Source organism: Propionivibrio sp., assembly GCF_016790145.1.
In the GTDB taxonomy this organism is placed as follows: domain Bacteria; phylum Pseudomonadota; class Gammaproteobacteria; order Burkholderiales; family Rhodocyclaceae; genus Propionivibrio.
In genome coordinates this window covers 1-7,972 of the sequence record NZ_JAEUOI010000064.1, presented here as the reverse complement: position 1 = coordinate 7,972, position 7,972 = coordinate 1, and the positions used below count along the sequence as shown (strand labels likewise).

The 7,972-nt window shown below is 61.0% G+C and carries 10 protein-coding genes; 3 read left to right on the top strand and 7 right to left on the bottom strand.

Annotation, left to right across the window (positions count from 1 at the left end):
- The 5 genes from JNM42_RS05935 to JNM42_RS05915 form a co-directional block, all read right to left on the bottom strand.
- Positions 1-1,203 (bottom strand): radical SAM protein (locus JNM42_RS05935; protein WP_294267642.1); only part of this gene is annotated, 1,203 nt, incomplete at its 3' end.
- A 232-nt stretch (positions 1,204-1,435) separates the two neighbouring features.
- Positions 1,436-3,313, bottom strand: coding sequence for an MFS transporter (locus tag JNM42_RS05930; RefSeq protein ID WP_294267640.1), 1,878 nt, complete (start codon positions 3,311-3,313; stop codon positions 1,436-1,438).
- Positions 3,314-3,390: 77 nt separating this feature from the next.
- On the bottom strand, positions 3,391-4,278 hold the full coding sequence (locus JNM42_RS05925) for a DUF2145 domain-containing protein (RefSeq protein WP_294267638.1): 888 nt from the start codon (positions 4,276-4,278) through the stop codon (positions 3,391-3,393).
- Positions 4,278-4,727 (bottom strand): hypothetical protein, encoded by a 450-nt coding sequence (locus JNM42_RS05920; RefSeq protein WP_294267636.1) that lies wholly within the window; start codon positions 4,725-4,727, stop codon positions 4,278-4,280. The genes JNM42_RS05925 and JNM42_RS05920 overlap by 1 nt, the downstream gene beginning before the upstream one ends.
- Positions 4,728-4,757: 30 nt before the next feature.
- Positions 4,758-5,255 carry a YiaA/YiaB family inner membrane protein gene (locus JNM42_RS05915; RefSeq protein ID WP_294267634.1) on the bottom strand — a complete coding sequence of 166 codons (498 nt, stop codon included), beginning with the start codon at positions 5,253-5,255 and terminating at the stop codon, positions 4,758-4,760.
- Between the two features lie 142 nt (positions 5,256-5,397).
- Between JNM42_RS05915 and JNM42_RS05910 the strand changes: the two genes are divergently transcribed.
- Positions 5,398-6,141 carry a helix-turn-helix transcriptional regulator gene (locus JNM42_RS05910; protein WP_294267632.1) on the top strand — a complete coding sequence of 248 codons (744 nt, stop codon included), beginning with the start codon at positions 5,398-5,400 and terminating at the stop codon, positions 6,139-6,141.
- Between the two features lie 303 nt (positions 6,142-6,444).
- Here JNM42_RS05910 and JNM42_RS05905 read toward each other — a convergent pair whose 3' ends face one another.
- Entirely contained in the window at positions 6,445-6,831 is a 387-nt protein-coding gene (locus tag JNM42_RS05905) for a type II toxin-antitoxin system RelE/ParE family toxin (RefSeq protein WP_294267629.1), read from the bottom strand.
- Between the two features lie 19 nt (positions 6,832-6,850).
- Positions 6,851-6,997 carry a hypothetical protein gene (locus JNM42_RS05900; RefSeq protein WP_294267627.1) on the bottom strand — a complete coding sequence of 49 codons (147 nt, stop codon included), beginning with the start codon at positions 6,995-6,997 and terminating at the stop codon, positions 6,851-6,853.
- A 265-nt stretch (positions 6,998-7,262) separates the two neighbouring features.
- On the opposite strand from JNM42_RS05900, the gene JNM42_RS05895 reads away from it, so the two are divergent.
- Positions 7,263-7,607, top strand: coding sequence for a helix-turn-helix transcriptional regulator (locus JNM42_RS05895; RefSeq protein WP_294267624.1), 345 nt, complete (start codon positions 7,263-7,265; stop codon positions 7,605-7,607).
- Positions 7,604-7,972 (top strand): HipA N-terminal domain-containing protein (locus JNM42_RS05890; RefSeq protein ID WP_294267622.1); only part of this gene is annotated, 369 nt, incomplete at its 3' end. The genes JNM42_RS05895 and JNM42_RS05890, both read left to right, overlap by 4 nt.

The following is a 7,972-nucleotide window of genomic DNA, read 5'->3' as shown; positions in this document are numbered from 1 at the left end:
CTGCACCGCGTAAGGCGGGTCAGCGTCATACACCATGCCGAACTCGCTCGTATGTCGGTCAATCGGAGTGCCGCGCAGGCGCTTCAGCAGACCCGGCTGAATCTCGTGCGCGCCGAGGGCATACAGGCGGTCAAAGCCAAGGGCAAAGCTTTCCAGCGTTTCACCGGGCAGGCCAAAGATCAAGTCGGCGTGCACGTGAGCCTTCGACTCATTGACCAGCCAGCGCAGGTTGGCTTCGCTCCTGGCGTTGTCCTGCTGGCGCGAAATGCGCTGTTGCACCTCGGCATTGAAACTCTGGATGCCGACCTCGAATTGCAGCACACCCGGCGGAAACTGCGCGATCACCTGTTTGAGGCGATCGGGCAGATGATCGGGAACTACTTCAAAATGCACGAACAGATCGCCCGACGGCTCGCCCATTCCCGGTGCGGGCAAGCGATCGAGAAAAAACTGAAGGATGCGCACCGAGGCGTCAATCTTCAAATTGAATGTGCGGTCAACAAACTTGAAATTGCGCGCGCCACGCTGGTACAGGCCCTGCATTGCCGCCAGGAAGGCCTCCAGATCGAACGCCCAGGCCGTTCGGTCCAGGGCGCTCAGGCAGAATTCACAGGCGAATGGGCAGCCCCGCGAAGCTTCAACATAAATCTGGCGGTGCTTCAGGTCGGTGTCGGAATATTCGGCGTAAGGCAGTGCAATCCGCTTCAAGTCCGGCTGCTCTCCGGCGATCACTTTGTGCAATGGGCGAGTACCGTTCAACAGGGCGCGGCATAGTCCGGGAAAGCTCAGGTCGCCCCAGCCGGTGATCACATGGTCGGCAAGCTGGACGATTTCCTGACTGTCAAGCTCGTGGCTGACTTCCGGCCCACCCAAAACAACGATCACCCCAGGGCGTGCCGTCTTGAGCAGCCGCAGCACGGCGGTGGTTTGCACGACGTTCCAGATATAGACGCCGAGGCCAACGATTTGCGGTCCTCGCGCACCCTGCGCTTCGCTTGCTAGCGGACCATCCAGGGTAAGCAACAACTCATCGACGACATCCTGGGCCTTGCGCGCGATGGTGAATTCGCATAACACCGTCTGTGCCCTCAGATCGCCCATGTTGGCCAGCAGGTAGCGCAGCCCGAGCGACGCATGAATGTATTTTGCGTTGAGCGTGGTCAGAACGATTGTTGGAGGAGGAACAGCCTGGGGGGAAACCATGCCGGCATTATCAAAGCACAAGTTCATTTCGGGAATTATTATTTTCTCACCCCGACTATAGGTCGAGAGTGTTTCCTTCGGGGCAAAGGCCGATGTCCGGAATTGAGCCCCGATACTGGGTCCCGGCTTTCGCCGGGACGACGCGTTACCTCTTGTTGTTTACGAGAGCTTCTTGAGAAATGGATATATCTGATGTTAGGGCTTAAGGTAGGACCATTGGGGCTAGCTCCGATTACTGGCACTCGCCGCGCAAGGCCGTGACATCCATCTGAAGCCGTTCCGGCAAGGCCTCGGCGGCAGGTACGGCAGGCCCCATGACCAGTTCGATGCGTGAAAACACGCCACGGCGGAACGGCCGGGTCATCGCCGGACCGTGCTTGCGCGAGAAGAAGCTGCCCCACAGCCCGCGCAGGGCCATCGGTACCACGGGTACCGGGTTGCGCTGCAGGATGCGGGTGATTCCGGGACGGAAGGGGTTGATGTTGCCGTCGGCGGTGATCCTGCCCTCGGGGAATATGCCGACGAGATCGCCGGCATCGAGCGCCTTGCCGACTTCGTCGAAGGCTTTATCCATCATTGCCTGGTCTTCCCTGGCCGAGGCAATGGGGATGGCCTTGCCGGTGCGAAAGACAAAGCTAAGCACCGGCCAGCGGAAGATCTGATGATCCATGACGAAGCGGATCGGCCGCCGACAGGCGGCCATGATCACCAGGGCATCGACGAAGCTGACGTGGTTGCAGACGATCACCGCCGGACCCTCCTCCGGCACCTGGTCTAGCTCCTGCACACGCAGCCGATAAACACTGTGAATCAGCATCCAGATGATGAAACGCAGCAGGAATTCGGGCACCAGGCCGTAGATGAACAGCGCCACTGCTGCGTTGCAGAGCGCTGCCACGGCAAACAGCAGCGGAATCGACAAGCCCGCAGCCAGCAGGCCGGCGGCGGCCAGCGCACCGACCACCATGAACAGCGCGTTCACGATGTTGTTGGCAGCGATGATGCGGGCGCCGTGCGCGGGATCGGAGCGCTGCTGCACCAGCGCATACAGCGGAACGATGAAGAAGCCGCCGAAGATCCCGATCAGCGCCAGGTCGAGCAATACTCGCCAGGTCTGCTCGTAGGCCAGCAGGCCGATCGCACCCAGCGGCGAGGGCGAGGGCGAGGCGGGCGAGGCGAGGGCAAGATCGAGGGCGAAGACCGTGAGGCCGATCGATCCCAGCGGCACGAGTCCCAGTTCGACGCGGCGCGCCGAGAGCTTTTCGCATAACAGCGAGCCGACGCCGATGCCGAAGGTGAAAGTCGCCAGCAGCAGGGTCACCGCGGTTTCGCTGCCGCCGAGGACGTTCTTCGTGTACGCGGGAAACTGGGCAAGGAACATCGCGCCGAACAGCCAGAACCACGATATTCCCATGATGGAGAGGAAGACGGTCTGGTTCTCGCGGGCAAACTGGATGTTGCGCCAGGTTTCGGTCAGCGGATTGACACTGATGGCCAGACCCGGCGCGGGCGGCGCTGCGGCGGGAATCGAACGCGAGGCACCATAGCCGGCAATGGCAATCACCAGTCCGGCGCCGGTAATCCATGCCGTCCCGCCCTTACTGCCGGCGAGCAGACCGCCGAGCAGGGTGCCGACCAGGATGGCGATGAAGGTGCCGGCCTCGATCAGAGCGTTGCCGCCGACCAGTTCTTCGCTCCTGAGGTGCTGTGGCAGGATCGCGTACTTCACCGGGCCGAACAGCGTCGAATGCAGCCCCAGCAGGAACAGGCTGACAAACAGAATCGCAATGCTGTGCAGCATGAAACCCAGGCCCGCCACCAGCACGATGCCGATTTCCAGCAGCTTCACCATTTGCGCCAGGCGCGCCTTGTCGTACTTGTCGGCCAGTTGGCCTGCCGTCGCGGAGAACAGGAAGAAAGGCAGGATGAAGATCCCTGCCGCCAGGTTGGCCAGCAGTTCGGGCTGCAGCGTGGTCCAGCTCGCCGCCTGGAAGGTCAGCAGGACGATCATCGCGTTCTTCAGCACGTTGTCGTTGAGTGCGCCGAGGAACTGGGTGACGAACAGCGGGGCGAAGCGGCGGGCGCGCAGCAGGCCGGATTGGGTACTCATCGGGAGGATTCCTTAAGTCAGGTTGTTTGGGCAGTGCACAGGAATGTCATATTGTCGCAAGAATCATGAAAGCCGGTTCAGGTCTCAATGGCCGCCGGGCGCCGCGGGCGATCCGCGGGCAGCGTGTGCAGTCGCAGTGGCGCACCGCCGAGACCGGATCGTTCGATCCAGGCGAACACCGAATCGACCGTGACCGTGTCGATCTGCCCGGCCATGCGCCGCCCGAAGGGATGGTCGTCAAAGCTGATGCCGGCCGAAGACACGCGTGCCCCGAGGCGCGTCAGGGTCGAAATCTGCAAGCTCGTCGGCCGGTAATCGTGGGCGAGCAGCCAGCTCCGTGCGGCTGCGCGGCTAACCACGGCGGGATCCACCAGCATCGCCAGGGTTTCGATCGCCCACTGGTTGCTTTGCTGGTAGGGCCCGGACCACGGATAGGCGAGCATGTTGTAGCGCGGTTCGTGCAGCGTGGTCAAGACCATATCATCCTTCAGTTGCTCTTTCAGGCGCGCGGCGATCCCAGGCTTGAGCATCACGATACCGGCTTCATGGGCGTAGAGGCCGTCACCGAAAAATTCGGCCAGGCCTTGCCGGTAGAGCGTGCTGCGCTCGCTGCCGCATTGGTTGAGCTTGTGCACCACACGCCATGCGCCGCGACCAGCGAGTGCCGCGTCGTCGCGATAGGCGATGCCGAGATGCGAATAGCGCAGGCCGTACTGGCTGAGATCCTGACCGACGCGGGCGATCAGAACGACCTGTGTGCCGTCGCATCGGGCCATCTCGTCGAGCTGGTCGGCAACGCTGGCCGCCAGCGCCAGATCGCGCCTGATCGAATCCAGGCTGGGCTTGCGCGGCTCGCAATTCTGCCCGGCCAGTGCCGGACCACCGGCAGCAGCCAGGGTCGCCACGAGCATCGCGGTACAAAGTGCGCGGCAGGCGCCACCGATCAACCGCTTAAGGACGTTCATCACCGTATCCTCTCGTTGTAGAGCAGCGACTCGCCCAGCGCATTGGGCACCAGGCACAATACTTCGCCGGCGACGGAGAGCAGCCAGCCGGCGGCGATGGCGGTAACCGAGATAGCGGTTCCGGCCGCCACCAGCGCTACGGCGGCGACTTCTCCGCTGAAGCGCAGGCTCGCGGTGGCGCCGTCCGAGACGCGGCGCAGCAGCCACACCGTACCGGTGGCGGAAGCCTCGACGGCGACCACGGTCAGCATGGCGCCGGCGCTGAGGATCGTCACCGGCGCAACGCTGAGCACGGCGACCGGCAGCGAGAGCAAAAGACTCGATCCGGCGCTGGCCTCCGCTGCACCGCCATGCGCCCGGCTGGGTGCGGCCAACAAGGCAGCGGCGGTAGCGAAAGACAGGCCGATCAGGGTGCGCAAGCCGCGGCGGCGGGAGCTATCATATGTCATGGGGGTTCTCCTTGAGTGTGAGTGATTGGATTAGTGGTTCGAGCTTGCGTGAGTTACCGCATTCGGCGCAGCGGATTCGCTGGCGGGCAGCACGAGGGCGGGTTCCTGTCCGCTTTCAAGCCGCTCGGCCTCGTAGGCATCGCGCAGGGTCTTGGCCAGCGTGAATGCCGACGAGATCAGGTACAGCCAACTGACCAGCAGATAAGCCTTCCAGGTCGGGTTGATATCCATGCGCCACAGCCCCCAGCCAGTGAGTGCCATGGCCAGGGCGAAGCCGCCCCAGACAACCATGCCCCACATCGGCGTATCGGAATGAGCGATGGCCTTGTCGCGGACATATTTCGACAGCACGAAGGCCGCCGAAAGGCAGAAGAAATAGCCCATGACCATGAAGGCGCGGTCGAGATCACCGCCCGGCAGCCAGGCCAGGCCGGTGCCGCAGACCAGCACGGCGATGCCGAAGGAAATCCAAACCTGCATGCGCCAGGCGCCTGTGTCGCGTTGAACGATACGAATCGTGCTTTCCATGATGTTCTCCTTGTTGGTTGTGTCGGGTGACGGGCACATCATCGGCGCGCTTGGTCAGCAGTACAAGCTGGGGCGACGATGTGTCATTTGTCTCGACTTGTAGTATCGTTTGCAGATACTTTTTTCCAGGATGGACCATGTCATGAGCACCACCGCCGATCTGATCACGCTCCTCAAGAGTGAACTCAAGGCCGCCAGGGTCACTTATGCCGGGGTTGCCGAACGCCTGGGCATGGCCGAGTCGAGCGTCAAAAGGATGTTCTCGAAAGGCGGTGACATGCCGGTGTCGCGCATCGACGATATCTGCCGCATCATCAATCTCGACTTTGCCGACCTCGCCCGCCGCGTCGCCGATACCCAGCCCCTGCTGCTGGAATTGACGCTGGCACAGGAGAAGGCGGTCGTTGCCGACCGCACGCTGCTGGTGGTGGCGATCTGTGTCGTCAGCCAGATGCCCGCCGCAGAGATCATCGCCACCTACGAGGTGAGCGAAGCGAAACTGGTTCGCGCCCTGACGCAGCTCGACCGGATCGGCATCATCGATTTGCGCCCCGGCAACCGCTATCGACTCAGGGTGGCCAAGGGTTTCCGCTGGTTGCCGCACGGCCCGGTGATGGCCTTCTTCCGCAAGGAGGTGTTGCACGATTACTTCGCCGGCGGCTTCGACGGCGAATCGGAAATGCTGATGGTGGTGCATGGCGAGATCGGCCGCGGCCTGGCCAATTCATTCCGCGAACGTCTGACGCGCATCGGGCAGGACTTTTCCAATCAGCATCTCGCCGACCAGAAACTGCCGCCGGAGCAGCGCCGTCCCTACACCATTGTCATTGGCATGCGTTCATGGCTGATGGCGGCGCTGGCGGACATGCAAAGGCGCAAGTCCTGAGCGTCTGTGAAAAATCATTACTGACCACCACGCTCGTCACCCCGGCGGATGCCGGGGTCCAGTTCGTTTATCTGATTGTTTTAATGGATATCAGAGGAAGGTACTGGATTCCGGCTTGCGCCGGAATGACGTTTTGAGCAGGTTTGCTTCAGCGGCCTTCTCGCCCTCTTACAATTCGCATTCAATTCGGGAGTCAGTGTCTCCCGAATCTCAAATGACGGACACACTGAGTCCACAATCTGCCGCCCTCATCTTTAACCTTTCGTTCACCCATCTGGCTGAGATCATTTCATCTCCCCGACCCTATCCGTACTCGCAGAACAAGGCTAAAGACTGTGCTCGCGCGGGCCGAGTTGCTGTCAGCGGAGAGGGCGGTAGGAAAAGTGGCGTCTGGTGGAAGGAATAATCCTTGAGCACGTATTCGCGTAACGCATCGGCGTCAGGTGTCAGCGCCGACAACTTCGCGCGTAGCGTTGCCAGTGCATTGGTCGTTTCAACGGAACCCGGTTGGCGGGCCATAAACGGCCTGCAAATTTCCAGGAAGCGCTCAAGGTTGGGAATCACCGTTTCAAGCAGTTCATCCAGCAAGTCGTAGAAGGCCTGTGGCGCTATTGCTACGGTCAGGAAAAGCTCTATGTCTTCGAGGTTGCGCTCAAAGTTCGCGGTGAATTTGGCGGCAGGTTTTTGCACCCAGCAGACCCGTGGCAACTTACGCACTGCGACGGCGCTTGATCGACTGGATCACGCTGCGTGCGTCCTTCAACTTGCCAACCGCAACGTCGTCGAGTCCCTTGGCGGCCTCGTCGATCAGCAGCAGGTGAATGCGCTCGCGCTCCAACTGATGGTAGTAGTCCAATCGGCGGGCGTCGATCAGGGCGATATAGCTCTCGCCGTTTTTGGAACAGTTCTTTTAAAATCTTGATCAGATGAACGATTCTGGATTCCGGCTTGCGCCGGAATGACGGTGGTCTGTTAGGACAAATTTACTCTGGTTGCGCGTGCCCCGGAATCAAATTAATATTCGTTATATCGTATAGATTTACGACTTAATATTCTTTTAAGAGTATATCAATTGCCTTCAAGGCATTTGTCTCAAATACGTAATAGCGCATATATTTGATATGGACGATACACATAAACGAATCAGCAATCCTGAAAGCCTGGAGCGCATCGGCAAGCAGTTGCGACAACAGCGCGAACGGGCCGGGATTGCCCAGAGCAGAGTGCGCGGGATGCGGCAGGCGACCGTCTCGAAGATCGAGAATGGAAAAGACGTGACGCTGGACACCCTCATCTCCTACGCTGCCTCGCTCGGGCTGGAGATTGCTTTTGTGCCGATAGGGCAAGGGAAGTCGAATCTGCCACCCCTCACCGACCCGGATAAAGGGGGCTCGCTGCCGCCGGCGGGGCTCGACCGGCCGCTCGACCTCCTCACCGAATTCAGCGACCTGAAGGATGCGGAATGAGCATGGTCAGCACCCTTGAGGTACGCCTGAACAATCTGCTGGTCGGCTATCTCACCCACTACCCTGACGAGAAGACGGTCTTCGTCATCGACGAGAGCTACATCGACTATGGCGAACGCCGTCCCCTCCTGTCCCTGTCACAGGCTCGTCCCAACGACGAACTTGCGACCCGGACCTTGCTCCTGGATGGCCGGCACAAGACCGCGTCGGTGAAGGCGCCGCCGTTCTTCTCCAACCTTCTGCCGGAGGGCCGCCTGCGCACGCGCATAGCCCAGAGATTGAAGATGCACGAAGATCGCGAGTTCATTCTGCTTTCGGCGCTGGGCGGGGATCTTCCCGGCGCCGTTATCCTGACCTCGATCGAC